The sequence below is a fragment of the Pantoea sp. X-Soil-TKNS-1279 genome (assembly GCF_059730565.1).
The window spans coordinates 3,193,572-3,214,529 of the sequence record NZ_AP035948.1 but is presented as its reverse complement, the minus strand read 5'-3'; the positions used below and the strand labels follow the sequence as shown (position 1 = coordinate 3,214,529).

Genomic DNA, 20,958 nt, shown 5'->3' with positions numbered 1-20,958 from the left:
CGCTACGGAGCAGTGCAGACACGTATTTTTGGAAAAACCAAACCATGAGTAACCGTCTTGAAGAGGTGCTGAAACTGGCTGCCACCGAGCCTGCGCACCGCCCGGAGTTCTTTCAGTTGCTGCTTGAAGCCGATGTCTGGGTGCCGGGTGAAAGCAGTGCGCAGCAGTTCGACGCCACCACACCGGTCGATCTTCAGCACTGGGAAAAGGAAGACGGCGGTAGCGTCATCCCCTTTTTCACGTCTGAACAGGCGATGAGCGAAGCCATCAAAGATGAGCAACCTTACCTGCGTCTGCCGGTACGCACCTTGTTTGAAATGACGCTGGGTGAAACCTTGTTCCTCAACCCGAAACTCCCGGCAGGGAAAGAGTTTTCACCGGGCGAAATTGCGCATCTACTGGGTGAAGAGGGCAGCGCGCTCAGCCAGCAAACGGTACTGGAAGGCGGCCATGCCTTGCTGCTCTCCGAAGTGGCTGAGCCACCGGCGCAGATGGTTGACTCACTTACCCAGCTGTTTGCCAAATATAAACAGGTACGACGCGCGTATATTGCCAGCATTCGTGAGCAGGCCGATGAGACGCCAAATCTGTTGATTGGCATCGAGGCGGATAGCGATATTGACGCGATTATCCAGGCGGCGGGCAGCGTGGCGACAGATACGCTCACCGACGATGTGCCGATCGATCTCTGTGAAGTGGTTAGTGGCGAGCATGGCGTCAGCCATTTCTTCACCGCCCACATTACCCCTTTTTACGAGCGCCGCTGGGGCAGCTTCCTGCGCGATTTTAAAGGCAGTCAGCGCATTATCTAAAACCGAATTCTCTGTAGCGGCGCGATTTATCGCGCGGATTTTTCTGGCACCGCGCGCGATAAATCGCGCCGCTACGATGATTATTTCTCGATTGGGAGATCGTCGCGACTTCCCCATTCACCCCAGGAGCCGTCGTACAGGGTAACATCCCGCACGCCAAGCGATGTCAGCGCCAGAATCACCACCACCGCCGTCACGCCTGAGCCACAGCTGGCGATGATCGGTTGATCCAGCTTTACGCCTGCCTTCTCAAATTCCGTACGCAGTTCTGCGGCGGGTTTCAGTGCGCCATTCGCCACCAGATTGTTCCACGGCACGTTACGGCTGTTGGGGATATGGCCACGCAGCAGGCCGGGACGCGGCTCGTCGACTTCAGCATTGAAGCGATTCGCGGCGCGAGCATCGACAATCTGTGCGCCGCCCTCATGGCTGATCAACAACACATCGGTCAACCGTTTCACCTGGGCGCTGTCATACTTCGCCTCAAACTCCCCTTCAGATAAGCTTACCGGGCCGGTCGCCAGCGCGTAACCTGCCGCTTTCCAGCCGGCCAGGCCGCCCGCGAGGATCGACACATTAACGCAGCCAAAGGCGCGTAACATCCACCAGGCGCGTGGTGCTGAGAACAGGTTGCCTTCGTCGTAAACCACCAGATGTTTATCCTGGCTGACGCCCAGTTCGCGCATCGCCACGGCAAAGGCCTCGGCACGCGGCATCATGTGTGGGTAAGGGCTGGTATGATCGGACAGGGCTTCGATATTAAAGAAAGGGGCGTTGGGCAGATGCCCGGCCAGATACTCTGCCTGGATATCACGTACCGCTTCCTGGCCGGGTGGCAACATGCGCGCATCCAGCACCTGTAGGGTTTCCTCGGTGTAATGTTCTTTTAACCAGTCAGCAGACACAAACAGGGGAGCTGTCATAGCAACCTCTTCTCATCAATCGGGAAAGACTCAGTGTCCGGGAATGTGGACGCTATCTCAAGGGTTAGTAAGGAGAAAGTTGGGGATGGTCATCCGGGTATGGCACATTTTTGGTCGGCTTGCCCCGACAAAAATCAATTATTTTCAATAATTCCTCTGATCGACGATAGGCAACGCCCGATGATGTCCCTATAATCGCCCCGTTTTCTTACCGGGCGGGTTCCCGGTTTCTTCAGGATGCTAAATATAGAGGTCAACATGGCAATCGAACGTACTTTCTCAATCGTTAAACCAAACGCTGTCGCCAAGAACGTGATTGGTGCAATCTACAACCGTTTTGAAAGCGCGGGCTTCAAAATCGTTGGCGCTAAAATGCTGCACCTGACCAAAGAGCAGGCTGAAGGCTTCTACGCGGAGCACAAAGGCCGTCCGTTCTTCGACGGTTTGGTTGAATTCATGACCTCTGGTCCGGTTGTGGTTTCTGTACTGGAAGGTGAAAACGCTGTTCAGCGTCACCGTGATCTGATGGGTGCAACCAACCCGGACAACGCGCTGGCAGGCACTCTGCGTGCTGACTACGCAGACAGCTTCACCGAGAACGCCACTCACGGTTCAGATTCAGCAGAATCCGCTGCGCGTGAAATCGCGTACTTCTTCGCTGAAAACGAAGTCTGCCCGCGCACTCGCTAAGGTGGCGTAAGGTTTACACCTTTTAACCCGGTGTAAATCTGTTCCCCTGGCATCATGCCGCAGATGTAGTACAATTATGCGCCCTTGTTGAGCCTGCTCAGCAAGGGCGCTGTTTTTTTCCTATTCTTAACCAGAGCCATAACGTGTAACAACGAGGCCAGAGAACATTATGTCCGAACAGATTGTGACGCCGTCGTCCGCTTCCCCCGTGGTTGTCTCCCCAAAAAACGAAAAAATTAACCTGCTGGATCTCAACCGTCAGCAAATGCGCGAATTCTTTGTTTCGCTGGGTGAAAAACCATTTCGTGCCGATCAGGTAATGAAGTGGATGTATCACTACTGCTGCGATGATTTCGAGCAGATGACTGACATCAACAAAGTGCTGCGTGGCAAACTGATGCAGCTCACTGAGATTCGCGCCCCGGAAGTGGCTGAAGAGAAGCGATCCAGCGATGGCACCATCAAATGGGCGATCCGCGTGGGCGACCAACTGGTGGAAACCGTGTACATCCCGGAAGATGACCGCGCTACGCTGTGCGTTTCTTCCCAGGTAGGTTGTGCACTGGAGTGCAAATTCTGTTCGACGGCGCAGCAAGGTTTTAACCGTAACCTGCGCGTATCAGAAATTATCGGTCAGGTGTGGCGTGCGGCGAAAATTATCGGTGCCGCCAAAGTGACCGGCCAGCGTCCGATCACCAACGTGGTGATGATGGGCATGGGCGAACCGTTGCTGAACCTCAACAACGTTGTACCGGCGATGGAAATCATGCTGGATGACTTCGGTTTTGGTCTGTCCAAACGTCGCGTAACCTTGTCGACCTCAGGTGTGGTTCCGGCGCTGGATAAGCTGGGCGATATGATTGACGTCGCATTGGCAATCTCACTGCACGCACCGAACGACAAGCTGCGCGATGACATCGTGCCGATTAACAAGAAATACAACATCGAAACCTTCCTCGCGGCGGTGAAACGTTACCTGGCGAAGTCGAATGCGAACCAGGGACGCGTCACTATCGAGTACGTGCTGCTGGATCACGTTAATGACAGCACTGACGATGCCCATCAGTTGGCCGAATTGCTGAAAGACACGCCGAGTAAAATCAACCTGATTCCGTGGAACCCCTTCCCGGGTGCGCCGTATGGCCGCAGCTCCAACAGTCGCGTTGATCGTTTCTCTAAAGTCTTGATGGAGTATGGTTTTACCACCATCGTGCGTAAAACCCGTGGTGACGATATTGATGCCGCCTGTGGTCAGTTAGCGGGCGATGTTATCGACCGTACCAAACGTACCATGCGTAAAAAGATGGCTGGTGAAGCCATCTCTGTGAAGGCGCTCTGAAACTCCGCGCCTGGTGATATTCACCAGGCGCAACTCATGTCAGTCTCTTCCGCCTGAATCACTCAGGGAGAACGGACAATGAGTAAGGGATTACCGGCAGTGTTATTGGCAGGCTTTGTTGTAACCGGTTGTGTCAGTGAGCCCGCGCATCAGGGCGCGGCAGATATTCGTTTGCAGCTTGGATTGCACTATCTGGCGGTGCAGGATTTTCCGTCTGCGCAGCGTAATTTGCTGCGAGCACAACAAGCTGCGCCACAGGACTATCGTGTTCCTTTGGCGCTTGCACGCGTGGCTCAGGCGCAGCAGAATATCGCGCAAACGCGTTGGTACTACCAGCGCGCGCAGCAACTGGCTCCTGCCAACGGTTACGTCGCTAACAATTACGGTGCGTTTCTCTGCGGTTTGAGGCAGTATGACGAATCGCATCAACAGTTTAAGTTAGCGGCTGATGCGCAGGAACCCGACGCCCGTCACGATGCATTATTATTTTCGGGCTATTGTTACCTGCAAGCTGAAGATAATGCCGCTGCGCGGGGGCAATTAACTCGCGCGTTGGATGAAGCACCGGAGCAGGGCAGGCAACTGCTGACGGAGGCGGAAAGGCAGTTTGATCAGCAAGCGTGGAACAAGGTTTCACTGCTGTTAGAGGTTTATGACCACAGGCTGCCTGCCAGTGCAGACAGTTTATGGTTACAGATACGTTTCGCCGCGCAACAGGGAAACGCTGCTGACGTTACACGTTATGGCGACCGGTTGGCGCGAAGTTTTCCACAATCGATACAGTACCAGCGTTATTTAGCTAATGAATACTGAAGCCACTCAAGAGAAATCTGCAGTACATTCCACAGGTGAACGCCTGCGACTGGCCCGTGAGCAGATGGGGCTGACCCAGCAAAACGTCGCCGAACGCCTGTGCCTGAAACTTTCCACCGTACGTGATATTGAAGAGGACAAGTCGCCAGCCGATTTAGCCTCCACTTTCCTGCGCGGCTACATTCGTTCCTACGCGCGTCTGGTGCATGTACCGGAGGACGACTTGTTGCCGATGATGGCGAAACAGGCACCGGTGCGTGCCGCCAAAATCGAGCCGATGCAGAGCTTCTCCTTGGGTAAACGCCGGAAGAAACGTGATGGCTGGCTGATGATCTTCACCTGGTTGGTGATCTTTGTCGTCATCGGTTTAACCGGTGCCTGGTGGTGGCAGAACCATAAAGCCTCTCAGGAGGAGCTGGTATCGATGGCTGATCAGAACGGCAGCAACAGCGATAACAGCCAGTCAATTCCGTTGGGCGATAACAGCAGCAACGACACCACTGCCGATGCCGATACTAACGGTGCCGGCACGCCAGTGGATAACGGTGCGGGTGCGGTAGCTACCCCGGACTCCTCCGCTCAGGGCAGCACTGCGCCAGCAACAACGCCTGCTGCGCCAGCCGCACAAAGCAATGACAACGCGGTGGTATCCCCGAGCCAGGCTCCGGTCGATACTACACCGCCACCTGCGACCTCTCCTGCGCCGGTCAATAGCGTGGAAGGTCAGTTGCCCACCGGTGGCGCTGGCGTAAGCCAGGCACCGAGTGATCCAAACGCGCTGGTGATGAACTTCAGTGCCGACTGCTGGCTGGAAGTGACCGACGCGAGCGGTAAAAAGCTGTTCAGCGGCCTGCAACGCAGCGGGGGTAAACTCAGCCTTGCCGGTCAGCCTCCGTATCGTCTGAAAATTGGTGCGCCAGCGGCTGTGCAGGTGCAATATCAGAATCAGCCCGTTGATTTGAGTCGTTTTATCCGTAATAACCAGGTTGCTCGTCTGACCGTGGGTGCGCAATAACGCGCACCTCACCTGCCGGGCAATTGTGGAGAGAGAATATGCATAACGAAGCACCCATTATCCGTCGCAAATCAACGCGGATTTACGTCGGCAAGGTGCCAGTCGGCGATGGTGCGCCTATTGCCGTTCAGTCGATGACCAACACCCGCACCACGGATGTTGAAGCGACGGTCAATCAGATCAAAGCGCTGGAGCGCGTGGGCGTTGATATCGTCCGTGTCTCAGTGCCGACGATGGATGCGGCGGAAGCCTTCAAACTGATTAAGCAACAGGTCAATGTGCCGCTGGTGGCGGATATTCACTTTGACTACCGCATTGCACTGAAAGTCGCGGAATACGGTGTCGATTGTCTGCGTATTAACCCAGGCAATATCGGCAACAATGAGCGTATTCGTCAGGTAGTGGATTGCGCACGTCACTACAACATTCCGATCCGTATCGGCGTTAACGCCGGTTCACTGGAAAAAGATTTGCAGGAAAAGTACGGCGAACCCACGCCGCAGGCGCTGCTGGAATCGGCGATGCGCCATGTGGATCACCTCGATCGTCTCAACTTTGATCAGTTCAAAGTCAGCGTCAAAGCCTCGGATGTCTTCCTCGCGGTGGAATCTTATCGCCTGCTGGCGAAAGCCATCGATCAACCGCTGCACCTCGGGATCACTGAAGCGGGTGGCGCGCGTGCTGGTGCGGTGAAATCCGCTATCGGTTTAGGGCTGCTGCTGTCTGAAGGAATCGGCGATACGCTGCGTATTTCGTTGGCGGCCGATCCGGTGGAAGAAGTCAAAGTCGGTTATGACATCCTCAAATCACTGCGTATTCGCTCACGCGGCATCAACTTTATTGCCTGCCCGACCTGTTCGCGTCAGGAGTTTGATGTGATCGGTACAGTGAATGCGCTCGAGGAACGCCTTGAAGACATCATCACGCCGATGGATGTCTCGATTATTGGATGCGTGGTCAACGGACCAGGCGAAGCGACCGTCTCCACGCTCGGTGTGACCGGCGGTAATAAAAAAAGTGGTTTCTACGAAGATGGCGTGCGTCAGCGCGACCGCCTCGACAATCAGGACATGATCGACCAGCTGGAGGCGCGTATTCGTGCCAAGGCATCGATGCTGGACGAAAGCCGTCGCATCAACGTGCAGCAGCTGGAAAAATAAGGGAAGGTACGCATCCGCGTACCCGTTTGTGATTGAACCTGTGCGGTTTCATCCTCATAAGGTATGATGCCGGACAGGTTTTTTTGTCTTAAGAGATTCTAACGTGGCGAAGAATATTCAAGCGATTCGCGGGATGAACGATTACCTGCCAGCAGATACGGCAATCTGGCAGCGTATTGAAGGTACGCTCAAGCAGGTGCTGGCCAGCTATGGTTTCAGTGAAATTCGCCTGCCGATCGTTGAGCAGACTCCGTTGTTCAGCCGCGCGATTGGTGAAGTCACCGACGTGGTTGAAAAAGAGATGTACACCTTTGAGGACCGCAATGGCGAAAGCCTGACGCTGCGTCCTGAAGGCACGGCGGGCTGCGTGCGCGCCGGTATCGAACACGGTTTGCTGTATAACCAGGAGCAGCGTCTGTGGTACATGGGCCCGATGTTCCGTTATGAGCGCCCCCAGAAAGGTCGTTACCGTCAGTTCCACCAGATGGGGGCGGAAGTGTTTGGTCTGCAAGGACCCGATATTGACGCGGAACTGATTATGATGACCGCGCGCTGGTGGAAAGCGCTGGGTATCGCCGACCATGTCCAACTGGAGCTGAACTCTATCGGCTCCCTGGAAGCGCGTGCCAACTACCGTGACGCGCTGGTGGCCTTCCTCGAAAAGCACAAAGAGGTGCTGGACGAAGATTGCAAACGCCGCATGTACACCAATCCACTGCGTGTGCTTGATAGCAAGAATCCGGACGTCCAGCAGCTGTTGAATGATGCGCCGACGCTGGGTGACTTCCTTGATGAAGACTCCCGCGCGCACTTCAGTGGTCTGTGTGCTCTGCTGGATGATGCCGGTATCAAGTACAGCATCAACCAACGCCTGGTGCGTGGTCTCGACTATTACAACCGTACCGTGTTTGAGTGGGTGACCAGTGCGCTGGGTTCACAAGGCACAGTGTGTGGTGGTGGTCGCTATGATGGCCTGGTGGAGCAACTGGGTGGCCGCGCGACGCCAGCCGTTGGTTTTGCCATGGGTCTGGAGCGTTTGGTGTTGCTGGTTCAGGCCGTTAACCCGGAATTTGAACCGACGCGCATTGTTGATGTCTATGTTATCGCTTCGGGGCAGGGCGTACAGTCTGCCGCGATGCAACTGGCGGAAAAACTGCGTGATGCTGACCCCCAATTGAAGCTGATGACCAACTTCGGTGGTGGTAACTTCAAAAAGCAGTTTGCCCGTGCAGACAAGTGGGGCGCGCGCATTGCGCTGGTGCTGGGTGAAGATGAAGTGGCAACCGGGCAGGTAGTGATTAAAGACCTGCGTACCGGCGATCAGCAGACGCTGGCCCAGAGTGAAGCCGCCGCGACGTTGCGCACGCTGTTGCAGTAAGCGTGCATCGCAACAGCCATTTTTAGGAGAAAGATTGCGTGGAAGTTTACAGCAACGAAAACGAACAGGTTGATGCGCTGCGTCGCTTTTTTGCCAACAATGGCAAGGCGCTGGCGGTAGGCGTTGTCATCGGTATCGCAGCATTGGGCGGCTGGCGTTTTTGGGCCAGCCATCAAGCAGGCGCCGATAAAGCAGCCTCAGCACAGTATCAGCAGCTGACCAGTGCCATGCAGGCTGATAAGCCGCAAACGCTGGAAGCGGTTGCCAGTTTTGCCAGTGCAAACAACAACACCTACGGTGCGCTGGCGTCTCTGGACCTGGCGAAGCAGTACGTTGAGACCAACCAGCTGGACAAAGCCATCGCTCTGTTGCAGAGCGGGCTGAAAGATACCAAAGATGCCAACCTGCAGGCGGTAATTAACCTGCGTCTGGCACGCATTCAACTGCAACAAAATCAGGCCGATGCCGCACTTTCTACCCTCAACAATGTTAAGGGTGATGGCTGGACAGCTATCGTAGCGGACATTCGTGGCGAAGCGCTGCTGAGCAAAGGCGACAAGCAGGGCGCGCGTGATGCCTGGAGCAAAGGTGCGGAGTCGCAAGCTTCTCCGGCACTGAAGCAAATGTTGCAGATGAAGATGAATAACTTAAGTTAAGCCAGTCAAGAGAGCGCACATGGAATTACGTAAATACCTGCTGCCAGGGCTGATTTCAGTCACCCTGCTCAGCGGTTGCTCGCTGTTCAGCGGCGAAGAAGATGTAGTGAAAATGGCCCCGCTGCCGAAGGTTGAAAACCAGTTTACGCCGCAAACCGCGTGGAGTACCTCGGTTGGCGATGGTGTGGGTGATTTCTACTCCAATCTGCATCCGGCCTGGCAGGACGGTACCGTCTATGCGGCTGACCGCTTTGGCGTGGTGAAAGCGCTCGATGCCAGCAACGGCAAAGAAAAATGGAAAGTGAATCTCTCTGAGAAGACCGGCTTCTTCTCGAAAAACATCTCCGCTCTGCTGTCAGGTGGTGTCACCGCGAACGGCGATCACATCTTTATCGGTAGTGAACGCGGTCAGGTCTTTGCACTGAACACCAGCGATGGCAGCATTGCCTGGCAGACGAAGGTCGCGGGTGAAGCGTTGTCGCGTCCGGTGGTCAGCGATGGCCTGGTACTGATTCACACCAGCAACGGTCAGTTGCAGGGACTGGATCAGGCCACCGGTGCCATCAAGTGGAGCGTCAACCTGGATATGCCAGCGCTGTCACTGCGTGGTGAATCCGCGCCAGCGGTTGCCTTCGGCGGTGCGATTGTTGGCGGTGACAATGGTCGCGTCAGCGCAGTGATCATGAACCAGGGGCAGTTGATTTGGCAGCAGCGTATTTCGCAGCCAAGTGGTGCGACTGAGATCGATCGTCTGAACGATGTCGATACCACGCCGGTGATCGTCAATGGCGTGGTTTACGCGCTGGCCTACAACGGCAACCTGACGGCGCTGGACCTGCGTTCAGGCCAGATTATCTGGAAACGCGAAATCGGTGGCGTGAAAGATCTGATTGTTGATGGTGGCCGTATTTACCTGGTTGACCAGAATGACCGTGTCGATGCACTGAACGCCGATGGCGGTGTGGCTATCTGGCGTCAGAGTGAGTTGCTGCACCGTAACCTGACTTCCCCGGTGCTGTTTGACGGCTACCTGGTGGTGGGTGACAGTGAAGGCTACGTGCACTGGATCAATACGCTGGATGGCCGCTTTGTGGCACAGCAGAAACTCGATAGCTCCGGCTTCCAGACCGAGCCGGTGGTGGCGGGTGACAAGCTGCTGATTCAGTCAAAAGACGGTGAGGTTTACGCCATCTCCCGTTAAGGGCCTGGTCTGGCTGTAGGTTACGACGGCTCCTGATTGTTCAGGGGCCGTTTCGTTTTTATGGTATTCTTAGCGCCTTCAGCCTGAACCTTACGGCAAATGCCGTTATAATCACGCCATTCGGGCGATTAAATTTTAAAAACTGAGGCAAGTGTTATGGTACCTGTGGTCGCGCTGGTTGGGCGTCCCAATGTGGGAAAATCTACGCTGTTTAACCGCTTAACGCGCACCCGTGATGCGCTGGTGGCGGATTTTCCTGGACTGACTCGCGATCGCAAATATGGTCGCGCCGAAGTTGAAGGGCGCGAATTTATTGTTATTGATACCGGTGGTATCGATGGCACCGAAGAAGGCGTTGAAAACCGCATGGCGGAACAATCGCTGCTGGCGATTGAAGAAGCGGATGTGGTGTTGTTCCTGGTGGATGCCCGTGCGGGTGTGATGCCAGCCGATCAGCAGATCGCCAATCACCTGCGGGCGCGTGAGAAGGCCACGTTCCTGGTGGCGAACAAAACGGACGGGCTTGATCCGGAAGCGGCGGTGCTGGATTTCTACGCGCTCGGCCTCGGTGAGATTCATGCAATCGCGGCTTCTCATGGTCGTGGCGTGACATCGTTGCTGGAAACGGCACTGCTGCCGTGGATGGACGAAGTGGCACCGCTGGAAGTCAGCGAAGAGGACGAAAACGAAGCCTACTGGGCGGCGTTAGCGGCAGAAGAGAACGGTGAGACGCTGATCGATGAGGAAGAAGATGACTTCGACCCGACCACGCTGCCAATCAAACTGGCTATTGTGGGCCGTCCTAACGTGGGTAAGTCAACACTTACTAACCGTATCCTCGGTGAAGACCGTGTGGTGGTGTATGACATGCCGGGTACCACGCGTGACAGCATCTACATCCCGATGGAACGTGACGATCGTGAATATATTCTGATCGACACCGCCGGTGTACGTAAACGCGGAAAAATCACCGACACCGTGGAGAAATTCTCGGTAATTAAGACCCTACAGGCGATTGAAGACGCTAACGTAGTGATGCTGGTGATTGATGCGCGTGCGGGCATTTCCGATCAGGACCTGTCGCTGTTGGGCTTTATCCTGAACAGTGGGCGCTCACTTGTCATCGTGGTCAACAAATGGGATGGCCTGTCGCAGGAAGTGAAAGATGAAGTGAAAGAGACGCTGGATTTCCGTCTGGGCTTTATCGACTTCGCGCGTGTGCACTTTATCTCGGCCCTGCACGGCAGTGGTGTGGGTAACCTGTTTGAGTCAGTGACCGAAGCTTACGATTGTTCCACCAAGCGTGTGAATACCTCGATGCTGACGCGCATCATGAATATGGCTGCCGAAGACCATCAGCCGCCGCTGGTGCGTGGTCGTCGCGTGAAGCTTAAATACGCGCATGCCGGTGGTTATAACCCGCCGATTGTGGTGATTCATGGTAACCAGGTGAAGGATCTGCCTGATTCCTACAAACGTTATCTGATGAACTACTTCCGCCGTTCACTGAACGTTATGGGTACGCCGATTCGTATTCAGTTCAAAGAAGGGGATAACCCCTATGCAGGCAAACGTAACCTGCTGACGCCAACGCAGCAGCGTAAACGTAAGCGTCTGATGGCGCACCTGAAAAAGAACAAGAAATAAGATGATGAGGGCCAGATTGGCCCTCATTTTTTTATCTGTCTGGAGAACGATATGAGCGCCCATTGCCCCAACTGTCAGCAATTACTCACCCACAGCGATGCGGGATTCGATTGTCGCCACTGCGGCAGCCATTTTGGTGAGATCGCCATCTGCCCGGATTGCCATCAACCGTTGCAGGTGCTGAAAGCTTGTGGCGCAGTGGATTATTTTTGCCAGCACGGCGACGGCCTGATTTCGAAAAAGCGGGTGACGTTTATCCCCGACGTTGCCGAATCGTAGCGGCGCGATTTATCGCGCAATTCCGCGCTCGATGTAAGAAAGCCCCCGCGCAATAAATCGCGCCGCTACGGAAATATGCTATTTCAGCTTCTTAAATTTTAATAAGTTACGACTGGATTTGTAGCAAAAATGCTATTACCCAGTAACTCCTGCGTTATGGATGTTCACTTTTTAATGTACCAGGTGGTACAATCCTGCCGCCTTGTGACGAACATCAATAGCGCTTCGCTGTGTCCTTCCTCACAAGACTGCATCTCGGGCGTCGCACCCGTACCAATAGTTCTAAAATAAAGACGTAAACGAAACGATTCCTGCCACAGGCAGGGCACGGGATCTGTGACCGGAAAGCACCCATATCTGGCACCTGCGCTTTATTTTTTCAGGAGAGTTTGTGTTATGGCAGAAAATCCCGCTCGCCCCTGTAAAGGGTTGAGCATCTGGTCTGTATTGTTCGGACTGGTCCTGTTGGCCGTTGGCCTGTTCTTCGCCATCGGCGGTGGTAAGCTGGTTTCTCTTGGCGGCAGCTGGTACTTCCTGATCAGCGGTATTGTTATGCTGCTGTCGGCGGTTCAATTCTTCCGTCGTAAATCTTCAGCCGTTACCCTGTTTATTCTGGTCTTCGCTGGCACCCTGATTTGGGCGCTGGTGGATGCGGGTTGGGTATTCTGGCCGCTGGTTTCACGCCTGATGGTCCCTGCTGGCCTGATGCTGCTGGCGTTCCTGACCTGGCCTGCATTGCGCAAAGCTGAGGGAAAAACCTCGCTGGCTAAAGTCTCTTACGCGCTGTCTGCGGTGATTGCCGTGGGCATGGTGGTGACCTTTGTTCAGATGTTCCAGCCTCATCCGACCGTGGCTTATGAAGGCAAAGAGCTGCCGCTGATTCCTGTGGATAAAGCGAAACAGCAGAAAGACTGGGACAATTACGGTAACACCCCGGGTGGTAATCGCTTTGTGGCGTTGGACCAGATCACGCGTGATAACGTCAAGGATCTGCAAGTCGCCTGGACGTTCCACACCGGTGATACCCCGATCAGCCCGACCGGTAACGGCGCGGAAGATCAGGAAACCCCGTTGCAGGTTGGCAATACCCTGTACCTGTGTACGCCACACAATAACGTGATCGCGGTTGCGGCTGATACCGGTAAGCAGATCTGGAAACGTGAAATCAACGCCCAGTCTCAGGTGTGGAACCGCTGCCGTGGCCTGGCGTACTTTGACGCGACCAAACCGCTGACGCAACCGACTCAACCTGGCTCAACGCCGGTGACCCCGGTGACTCTGGCGGCGGGTGATACCTGTCAGCGTCGCATCCTGATGAACACCATCGATGCGCGTCTGATTGCTATCAACGCTGACAACGGTGAGTTCTGTGAAGATTTCGGTAACCACGGCGTGGTGGATCTGAAAGCGGGCCTCGGCAACGCACCAGACCCGCAGTATCAGCTGACTTCCGCGCCTGCGATGGCAGGTACCACTGTAGTGGTGGGCGGTCGTGTTGCTGATAACGTGCAAACCGACATGCCGGGCGGCGTACTGCGTGGCTTCGACGTCATCACTGGCCAGATGCGTTGGGCGTTTGACCCAGGCAACGTGGACCCGAATGCCGTACTGATGCCGGGCAAAGACTATACCCGCAGCACCCCGAACTCCTGGGCACCAATGTCCTACGATCCGGCGATGAACACCGTGTTCCTGCCGATGGGTAGCTCGTCTGTTGACCTGTATGGTGCAGATCGTACCAAACTGGATCACAAATACGGCGCATCTATTCTGGCGCTTGATGCGACTACCGGTAAAGAGAAGTGGGTTTACCAGACCGTCCATAACGATCTGTGGGACTTCGACCTGCCGATGCAGCCGAGCCTGGTTGACTTCCCGATGAAGGATGGTACCACTAAGCCTGCGGTCGTGATCGGTGCGAAAACCGGTATGATCTGGGTACTGGACCGCATGACCGGCAAGCCTTTGACCAAAGTTGAAGAACTGCCGATGCCGCAGGGCCACATCCCGAACGAGCAATACACCAAAACCCAACCGCACTCGGTAGAAATGCCGAACATCGGTAACCAGACCCTGAAAGAGTCTGATATGTGGGGTGCTACGCCGTTCGACCAACTGATGTGTCGTATCAGCTTCAAATCCATGCGTTACAACGGCCTGTTTACCGTGCCGGACACCGATGTGTCCCTCAGCTTCCCGGGTTCTCTGGGTGGTATGAACTGGGGTAGCATCTCGTTTGATCCGAACAACCAGTACATGTTCGTCAACGATATGCGTCTGGGTCTGTGGGTGCAGATGGTTCCGCAGGACACCAGCAAAGCAGCTACCAGCAATGGTGGCGAAGCGGTGAACACCGGTATGGGTGCGGTGCCGCTGAAAGGCACACCGTATGCAGTCAACAAAAACCGCTTTATGTCTCCGCTGGGTATTCCGTGCCAGGCTCCGCCGTTCGGTACCATGTCTGCGATTGATATGAAGACCCGTCAGATTGTGTGGCAGGTGCCGGTAGGTACGGTGCAGGATACCGGTCCGTTCGGTATCAAGATGCACGCTCAGATGCCTATTGGTATGCCGACGCTGGGTGGCTCTCTGGCAACGCAGGGTGGCCTGGTATTCTTCGCCGGTACTCAGGATTACTACCTGCGTGCGTTTGACAGCTCAACCGGTAAAGAAGTGTGGAAAGCCCGTCTGCCAGTAGGTAGCCAGGGTGGCCCGATCAGCTACGTGTCTCCGAAAACCGGCAAACAGTACATCCTGATCTCCGCAGGTGGTGCTCGTCAGTCTCCGGACCGTGGTGATTACGTGATCGCCTACGCTCTGCCGTAACCGTCACTGCCTAGGCCAGTGCCTGCTGGCCGGGTAAACGAAAAAAGGACCGACATCGCCGGTCCTTTTTTTATGCCTGTTCGCCATCTCGCCACAGCGCTTCCAGCTCGGGTGGCGCAACCTGCTCAGGAATCAGTATCACAATCGTTCCTGACTGCTGATGGGTGGCATAACTGATTTGCAGGCGAAAATAGCGTTGATCGCCACGCCCCATGCTGGCAGCCTGATCTTCTGGTTCGCCCAGTGACATCGCCTGCTCAAGCACGCTGCATACCCGGTGTTTTTGCGGTTCAGGCAATTGCGCCAGGGCAAAACGGCGTTCGCCACGTAAACGTGGGATAAAAGCCAGCCCGCCTTCGCGGGCCAGTTCAATAATCGCATCATCGGTGAGTGGGGGAATGTTCACATCACACCTACCTCCTGCCATGCAGATTGAATTGCATCCGCCACCGAGCGATTAAAGCGTTTGCTGGCATGCTGGATGGTAAAGCCAGCAAAGGTGCTGAAATTCGCATCCTGCGGCAGGCTACGGTCGCATAACGTGTCGTACCATGCCTGACCCGCCAGTTCCCAGGCAAAACCGCCCAGCGCTTTGGCAGCGAGATAAAATGCCCGGTTAGGAATCCCGGAGTTGAGGTGTACGCCACCATTATCATCACGGGTTTCGATGTAATGGGCCATATCGGCAGGTTGCGGATCTTTTCCTAACATCGGATCGTCATACGCCGTGCCAGGCGCTGACATGGAGCGCAGGCCGCGTCCGTTGATCCCTTTTGCCAGCAACCCTTCTCCGATGATCCAGTCGGCCTGATCGGCGGTTTGCTGCTGGTGAAATTGTTTTACCAGCGAACCGAACACATCCGACATCGACTCATTCAGCGCACCCGACTGTGAGAAATAAACTAACCCGGCTTCGCTTTCGGTCACGCCGTGGGTTAACTCATGCGCCACTACGTCGATGGCGATGGTAAAACGATTAAAGATCTCACCATCGCCGTCACCGAACACCATTTGCTGGCCGTTCCAGAACGCGTTCTGATACTCCTTGCCGTAATGCACGGTACCGTCCAGTTTTAACCCCCGGTTATCCAGCGAGTTACGTTGATAGATTTGCCAGTAGAAATCGTAAGTGATCCCGAGATAGTTCCAGGCTTCTTCTGCTGCCACGTCACCGTTGCCAGGCTGGCCTTCCTGGCGTAACAGCGTGCCGGGCAGATTTTGCGTATGTTCGGCATCGTAAATCGCACGCACTACCTGGCCGGGTGTGGTCGCGCTGTTGGGGGAGGTGGTGCGTTTGTGTTCGGCCATCAGATGTTGAACATGGGTCAGCGTGCGGCGTGCATAATCCTGCTGTGGCGCGGAGCCATGCGCAATAATATTGCGCAACATGTAAGGCGGAATCACGCTGTAAGGCATATCAGACTCCCTGACAGATGAATGTGTCAGAAAGTATAGCAAGGCCCGTAGCGGCACGATTTATCGCGCGTTTTTTTCAGGCTTCGCGCACGATAAATCGCGCCGCTACGGATCAGGTTCGGGGTTTACGTCCGGTTTTATTTTGCGGGGTAAGGGCGGTCACTTCACTTTCCACCCAACCATCATCCAGCCGGGTGCGTAGCAGATCGCCTTTGCTCAGCTGCTGCATTTTCTTCACCACATGGCCCTGGGTATCCGTGGTGACGCTAAAGCCACGCGCCAGGGTCGCCAACGGGCTGACCCCTTCAAGCTGTGCCGCCAGCGTGCCGAAGCGCTGACGATGCTGATTTAACTGGTTCTGCATTCCCTGTTGCAGCCGATATTGCCACTGCTGTAGCTGTTGCTGAGCACGCAAAATACGTGGCTGTGGCTGCTGTGCGTTCAGGCGTTGTAGCAGACGATCCTGTTGACGACTGGCGCTACGCAGACGCTGATCCATTGCGTCATGGAGTTTCTGCTGCAATTGCAGCAGGGCGGTGTTTTGTCGTGCCAGCCGCAGTTGCGGGTGTTGCTGCTGCAAGCGATGCAGAATACGCGTGTAGCGGCGCTGCTGCTGCGCCAGATAGTAATCCATCGCCATTTCCAGGCGTTGCTGCTGAGATTGCAGACGGCGCAACAATTCCAGCTGATTACGGCTCACCAGCTCAGCGGCGGCTGAGGGGGTTGGCGCACGCAGGTCGGCAACAAAATCGGCGATGGTGACATCAGTTTCGTGGCCGACTGCGCTGACAATCGGCAAGCGGCTGGCAAAAATGGCGCGCGCCACGCGTTCGTCGTTGAAGCTCCACAAATCTTCCAGCGAACCGCCACCACGTCCGACAATCAGCACATCACATTCATCGCGCAGGTTTGCCAGTTCAATGGCGCGCACAATCGCAGCGGGGGCATCCACTCCTTGCACCGCGGTGGGATAAATCACCACCGGCAGGGAAGGGTCACGACGGTGCAGCACGCGCAGCACATCGTGCAGCGCCGCGCCGGTTGCCGATGTGATCACCCCAACCTGGCGTGCCGGGTCCGGCAACGGTTGTTTAAATTGCTGATCAAATAAACCCTCTGCCGCCAGCCGGGTTTTCAACTGTTCGAACTGCTGCTGCAACAAGCCTTCACCGGCCGGATGCATGCTTTCGATAATCAGTTGATAGTCGCCACGCGGTTCGTACAGCGTGATACTGGCACGCACCAGCACCTGCTGACCGTGCTGGGGGCGAAAGGCCACCCGACGGTTGCTGTTACGGAACATGGCACAGCGTACCTGGGCACCATCATCCTTCAGGGTGAAGTACCAGTGGCCGGATGCCGGTTGGGTAAAGTTGGATATCTCAGCACTGAGCCACACCAGGCCCATTTCATTTTCCAGCAGTTGACGCACCGTGGTATTCAGGCGGCTGACAGTAAAAATATTGGCGGTTGGCGGTAGCGACATGTGATGGAGATCAAATATCAAATCAGAGGGTTAATTAACCGATACTACATGGCTGGTACAGGGGATCAAGAGTTTTTCTGAAAAAACACTGGAGGCAACCGATTTCGGCCTGTATAATGCCGCGGCAATATTTTATCTGTTCTCATTCACCCCCAGGTTGAGATATTGCCATGCTACGAATCGCTAAAGAAGCACTCACATTTGACGACGTTCTGCTCGTTCCTGCTCATTCTACCGTTCTGCCTAACACGGCCGATCTCAGCACCCAACTGACGAAAAACATTCGTCTGAACATCCCTATGCTCTCCGCAGCGATGGACACCGTGACCGAAGCCGGTCTGGCGATCGCGCTGGCACAGGAAGGTGGTCTGGGCTTTATCCACAAAAACATGTCAATTGAGCGCCAGGCGGATGAAGTTCGCAAGGTGAAGAAACACGAAAGCGGCGTGGTCACCGAGCCACAAACCGTGCTGCCGACCACCACCCTGGCGGAAGTGAAAGAACTGACCGAGCGTAACGGCTTTGCCGGTTACCCGGTGGTTAACGCCGACAACGAATTGGTAGGTATCATCACCGGTCGTGACGTGCGTTTCGTGACCGATCTGAGCCAGCCAGTTTCTGCGGTGATGACACCGAAAGAACGCCTGGTCACGGTGAAAGAGGGCGAAGCCCGTGACATCGTGTTGCAGAAAATGCACGAAAAACGCGTTGAGAAAGCGCTGGTGGTGGATGACAGCTTCCACCTGCTGGGTATGATCACCGTTAAAGATTTCCAGAAAGCCGAACGTAAACCGAACGCCTGTAAAGATGCGCAGGGCCGTCTGCGTGTGGGTGCGGCGGTAGGTGCCGGTGCGGGCAACGAAGAGCGTGTTGATGCGCTGGTTGCGGCAGGCGTGGACGTTCTGCTGATCGACTCCTCACACGGTCACTCTGAAGGTGTGTTGCAGCGTATCCGTGAAACTCGTGCGAAATACCCGGACCTCGAGATTATCGGCGGCAACGTTGCCACCGGTGCTGGTGCTCTGGCGCTGGCGCAGGCGGGTGTGAGCGCGGTGAAAGTGGGTATTGGCCCTGGCTCAATCTGTACTACCCGTATCGTAACCGGCGTAGGTGTTCCGCAGATCACCGCCGTTTCTGACGCGGTAGAAGCGCTGGAAGGTACCGGTATTCCGGTGATTGCTGATGGCGGTATCCGTTTCTCTGGCGACATCGCAAAAGCAATCGCAGCCGGTGCGGCGGCAGTCATGGTCGGCTCTATGCTGGCGGGTACGGAAGAATCTCCGGGTGAAATCGAGCTGTATCAGGGCCGTTCATTCAAATCCTACCGTGGCATGGGTTCACTGGGCGCGATGTCTAAAGGTTCTTCAGACCGTTACTTCCAGACCGATAATGCCGCCGACAAACTGGTGCCGGAAGGTATCGAAGGTCGCGTAGCCTATAAAGGCCGTCTGAAAGAGATCGTGCACCAGCAGATGGGCGGTTTGCGCTCCTGTATGGGTCTGACCGGTTGTCCGACTATCGATGACCTGCGCACCAAAGCTGAATTTGTGCGTATCAGCGGCGCAGGCATTCAGGAGAGCCACGTCCATGACGTGACCATCACCAAAGAGTCGCCGAACTACCGCTTGGGTTCATAATCCCGTAAGATTTACCGCCCGGCTTTAGCCGGGCGCTTTTATTATTAAGTCCATCCCAATGGAAACGCCGCAATGACGACTGAAAATATTCATAAACATCGCATTTTGATCCTCGATTTTGGTTCTCAGTATACGCAACTGGTCGCGCGCCGCGTGCGTGAGCTGGGCGTCTACTGCGAACTCTGGGCGTGGGATGTCACCGAAGAGCAAATTCGTCAGTTCAACCCGAACGGCATCATTCTTTCTGGCGGCCCGGAAAGTACCACCGAACTGAACAGCCCGCGTGCACCGGAATACGTTTTCAACGCTGGCGTGCCGGTGCTGGGCGTGTGCTATGGCATGCAGACCATGGCGATGCAGTTGGGTGGTAAAGTTGAAGGCTCCAGCGAACGTGAGTTTGGTTATGCGCAGGTTGAAGTGACAACCCCGAGCGCGCTGATTCGTGACATCGAAGATGCCATCAGCGATGCAGGCAAACCGCTGCTGGACGTATGGATGAGCCACGGTGACAAAGTGACTGCCATCCCGGCTGACTTCGTTACCGTCGCCAGCACCGAAACCTGTCCGTTTGCCATCATGGCCAACGAAGAGAAGCGTTTTTACGGCGTGCAGTTCCACCCGGAAGTGACTCACACCCGTCAGGGTCTGCGAATGCTGGAGCGCTTTGTGCGCGATATCTGCGGCTGTGAAGCGCTGTGGACCCCGGCAAAAATCATCGAAGATGCGGTTGAGCGTATTCGCGAGCAGGTTGGCGAAGACAAAGTCATCCTTGGCCTGTCTGGCGGTGTGGATTCTTCCGTCACTGCGATGCTGCTGCACCGCGCGATTGGTGACCGTCTGACCTGTGTATTCGTCGACAACGGCCTGCTGCGTCTGAACGAAGCTGACCAGGTGCTGGAGATGTTTGGCGACCATTTCGGGCTGAACATTGTCCACGTAGCGGCGGAAACGCGTTTCCTTGAAGCGCTGGCGGGTGAAAACGATCCGGAAGCCAAACGCAAAATCATCGGTCGCGTATTCGTTGAAGTCTTCGACGAAGAAGCGGGCAAACTGACTGACGTAAAATGGCTGGCACAGGGCACCATCTATCCGGATGTGATTGAATCGGCGGCTTCTGCCACTGGCAAAGCGCATGTCATCAAATCGCACCACAACGTCGGTGGCCTGCCGAAAGAGATGAAGTTAGGTCTGGTCGAGCCGCTAAAAGAGTTGTTTAAAGACGAAGTGCGCAAAATCGGTCTGGAGCTGGGCCTGCCATATGCCATGCTGTACCGTCACCCGTTCCCGGGTCCAGGCCTTGGCGTGCGTGTACTGGGCGAAGTGAAGAAAGAGTATTGTGATCTACTGCGTCGTGCCGATGCCATCTTCATTGAAGAACTGCATAAAGCTGACCTGTATAACAAAGTCAGCCAGGCGTTCACCGTGTTCCTGCCGGTCCGTTCCGTGGGTGTGATGGGCGATGGTCGTAAATACGATTGGGTAGTGTCACTGCGCGCAGTCGAAACCATCGACTTTATGACCGCACATTGGGCGCACCTGCCGTATGACTTCCTTGGTCGTGTCTCCAACCGCATCATCAACGAAGTGAACGGTATTTCACGCGTGGTTTATGATATTTCAGGTAAACCACCGGCAACCATTGAGTGGGAATAATCCCCGCTCCAGTTGCATAATCATCCT

Annotated in this window: 18 protein-coding genes; 14 read left to right on the top strand and 4 right to left on the bottom strand. The window is 55.3% G+C overall.

Annotation, left to right across the window (positions count from 1 at the left end):
• Positions 1-44 precede the first annotated feature (44 nt).
• Positions 45-812, top strand: a complete 768-nt coding sequence (gene sseB, locus AC6I8N_RS15020) for an enhanced serine sensitivity protein SseB (protein ID WP_021184351.1) — start codon at positions 45-47, stop codon at positions 810-812.
• 80 nt (positions 813-892) lie between these two features.
• Here the strand turns inward: sseB and sseA are convergent, their stop codons facing one another.
• Positions 893-1,735: a 3-mercaptopyruvate sulfurtransferase gene (gene sseA / locus AC6I8N_RS15015; RefSeq protein WP_021184350.1), complete on the bottom strand. Its 843-nt coding sequence runs from the start codon at positions 1,733-1,735 to the stop codon at positions 893-895.
• A 258-nt stretch (positions 1,736-1,993) separates the two neighbouring features.
• On the opposite strand from sseA, the gene ndk reads away from it, so the two are divergent.
• The 11 genes from ndk (at position 1,994) to AC6I8N_RS14960 (ending at position 14,739) form a co-directional block, all read left to right on the top strand.
• Positions 1,994-2,425: a nucleoside-diphosphate kinase gene (gene ndk / locus AC6I8N_RS15010; protein WP_007884899.1), complete on the top strand. Its 432-nt coding sequence runs from the start codon at positions 1,994-1,996 to the stop codon at positions 2,423-2,425.
• A 169-nt stretch (positions 2,426-2,594) separates the two neighbouring features.
• Positions 2,595-3,764 carry a dual-specificity RNA methyltransferase RlmN gene (rlmN, locus tag AC6I8N_RS15005; RefSeq protein ID WP_013510084.1) on the top strand — a complete coding sequence of 390 codons (1,170 nt, stop codon included), beginning with the start codon at positions 2,595-2,597 and terminating at the stop codon, positions 3,762-3,764.
• A 78-nt stretch (positions 3,765-3,842) separates the two neighbouring features.
• Positions 3,843-4,577, top strand: coding sequence for a type IV pilus biogenesis/stability protein PilW (gene pilW, locus AC6I8N_RS15000; protein WP_208723816.1), 735 nt, complete (start codon positions 3,843-3,845; stop codon positions 4,575-4,577).
• The gene (rodZ, locus tag AC6I8N_RS14995) at positions 4,567-5,592 is read left to right on the top strand and encodes a cytoskeleton protein RodZ (protein ID WP_497829384.1); all 1,026 of its coding nucleotides are present in this window, start codon (positions 4,567-4,569) and stop codon (positions 5,590-5,592) included. The genes pilW and rodZ overlap by 11 nt, the downstream gene beginning before the upstream one ends.
• A gap of 38 nt (positions 5,593-5,630) precedes the next feature.
• A complete protein-coding gene (gene ispG / locus AC6I8N_RS14990; RefSeq protein WP_013510081.1) occupies positions 5,631-6,752 on the top strand; it encodes a flavodoxin-dependent (E)-4-hydroxy-3-methylbut-2-enyl-diphosphate synthase in 1,122 nt (373 codons plus the stop codon).
• Between the two features lie 103 nt (positions 6,753-6,855).
• Positions 6,856-8,130, top strand: a complete 1,275-nt coding sequence (gene hisS, locus AC6I8N_RS14985) for a histidine--tRNA ligase (protein WP_497829383.1) — start codon at positions 6,856-6,858, stop codon at positions 8,128-8,130.
• A 38-nt stretch (positions 8,131-8,168) separates the two neighbouring features.
• Positions 8,169-8,786 carry a YfgM family protein gene (locus AC6I8N_RS14980; RefSeq protein ID WP_021184346.1) on the top strand — a complete coding sequence of 206 codons (618 nt, stop codon included), beginning with the start codon at positions 8,169-8,171 and terminating at the stop codon, positions 8,784-8,786.
• Between the two features lie 19 nt (positions 8,787-8,805).
• Positions 8,806-9,987 carry an outer membrane protein assembly factor BamB gene (gene bamB, locus AC6I8N_RS14975; protein WP_208723819.1) on the top strand — a complete coding sequence of 394 codons (1,182 nt, stop codon included), beginning with the start codon at positions 8,806-8,808 and terminating at the stop codon, positions 9,985-9,987.
• Between the two features lie 156 nt (positions 9,988-10,143).
• The gene (gene der, locus AC6I8N_RS14970) at positions 10,144-11,634 is read left to right on the top strand and encodes a ribosome biogenesis GTPase Der (protein ID WP_021184344.1); all 1,491 of its coding nucleotides are present in this window, start codon (positions 10,144-10,146) and stop codon (positions 11,632-11,634) included.
• A 51-nt stretch (positions 11,635-11,685) separates the two neighbouring features.
• Positions 11,686-11,913 (top strand): zinc ribbon domain-containing protein, encoded by a 228-nt coding sequence (locus tag AC6I8N_RS14965; protein WP_021184343.1) that lies wholly within the window; start codon positions 11,686-11,688, stop codon positions 11,911-11,913.
• Positions 11,914-12,309: 396 nt separating this feature from the next.
• Positions 12,310-14,739, top strand: a complete 2,430-nt coding sequence (locus tag AC6I8N_RS14960) for a glucose/quinate/shikimate family membrane-bound PQQ-dependent dehydrogenase (RefSeq protein ID WP_497829382.1) — start codon at positions 12,310-12,312, stop codon at positions 14,737-14,739.
• Between the two features lie 70 nt (positions 14,740-14,809).
• Here the strand turns inward: AC6I8N_RS14960 and AC6I8N_RS14955 are convergent, their stop codons facing one another.
• The 3 genes from AC6I8N_RS14955 to xseA form a co-directional block, all read right to left on the bottom strand.
• Positions 14,810-15,166 carry a protealysin inhibitor emfourin gene (locus AC6I8N_RS14955; RefSeq protein ID WP_497829381.1) on the bottom strand — a complete coding sequence of 119 codons (357 nt, stop codon included), beginning with the start codon at positions 15,164-15,166 and terminating at the stop codon, positions 14,810-14,812.
• Positions 15,142-16,155 carry a M4 family metallopeptidase gene (locus tag AC6I8N_RS14950; RefSeq protein ID WP_497829380.1) on the bottom strand — a complete coding sequence of 338 codons (1,014 nt, stop codon included), beginning with the start codon at positions 16,153-16,155 and terminating at the stop codon, positions 15,142-15,144. The genes AC6I8N_RS14955 and AC6I8N_RS14950 overlap by 25 nt, the downstream gene beginning before the upstream one ends.
• A 112-nt stretch (positions 16,156-16,267) precedes the next feature.
• Positions 16,268-17,641, bottom strand: coding sequence for an exodeoxyribonuclease VII large subunit (gene xseA, locus AC6I8N_RS14945; RefSeq protein ID WP_497829379.1), 1,374 nt, complete (start codon positions 17,639-17,641; stop codon positions 16,268-16,270).
• Positions 17,642-17,811: 170 nt separating this feature from the next.
• Between xseA and guaB the strand changes: the two genes are divergently transcribed.
• Both guaB and guaA read left to right on the top strand, forming a co-directional pair.
• Entirely contained in the window at positions 17,812-19,278 is a 1,467-nt protein-coding gene (guaB, locus tag AC6I8N_RS14940) for an IMP dehydrogenase (protein ID WP_013510071.1), read from the top strand.
• Positions 19,279-19,350: 72 nt separating this feature from the next.
• On the top strand, positions 19,351-20,931 hold the full coding sequence (guaA, locus tag AC6I8N_RS14935) for a glutamine-hydrolyzing GMP synthase (protein ID WP_415175170.1): 1,581 nt from the start codon (positions 19,351-19,353) through the stop codon (positions 20,929-20,931).
• The last annotated feature ends 27 nt before the right edge of the window (positions 20,932-20,958 follow it).